This window comes from Vibrio sp. 1249-1 (assembly GCF_033340495.1).
The window spans coordinates 1-635 of sequence record NZ_JAWOWJ010000704.1 but is presented as its reverse complement, the minus strand read 5'-3'; the positions used below and the strand labels follow the sequence as shown (position 1 = coordinate 635).

1 protein-coding gene is annotated in these 635 nt (G+C 45.0%); it reads right to left on the bottom strand.

Going from position 1 to position 635, the window contains the following annotated elements; all coding sequences use genetic code 11:
* Positions 1-84: 84 nt before the first annotated feature.
* Positions 85-635, bottom strand: a 551-nt coding sequence (locus tag R7Z50_RS28455; RefSeq protein WP_318149874.1) for an SDR family oxidoreductase, incomplete at its 5' end; no start/stop codon positions are given.

The following is a 635-nucleotide window of genomic DNA, read 5'->3' as shown; positions in this document are numbered from 1 at the left end:
TGAGTTAATAATATAAAAAAAGCAAACGTTTTGATATAGAACAAATCGTTTGCTTAGTATATGGAAAATTAAGTTGTCACCAGATTATGGTTGCTGCTTGGTAGGCGCGAGCGCAATTTCTCGGATACAGACATTTTGTGGTTGTTGGTAAGCGAACATTACTGCACGCGCGACATCGTCTGCGGCGAGTACACCACCCATATCCACTTTCCAAGCATCGTATCCATCTTTAATGTCTTGTGAAGTGGTGTGAGAAAGCAGTTCCGTCTCTACTGCGCCCGGTGCAATAGTCGTAACACGCACATTTGATGCGGCCACTTCTTCGCGCACATTTTCTGAAATTGCATGAACTGCGAACTTCGTACCACAATATGCCGCGTGGTCAGGGAACGTCTTTTTACCTGCAATAGAGCTGATGTTGATTATTGTGCCACTATTGCGCGCTTTCATTGATGCAAGTACGGAGTGCATACCATTAAGCAAACCAAGCACGTTAACGTCGAACATACGCTTCCATTCAGCGGCGTCCTGTGTGTCGATCTGACCAAGCAACATTACGCCAGCATTGTTGACTAGCACGTCAGCTGGACCAAATTGAGCTTCTGCTTTTTCAATCGCTGTTATCAAACTCGCTT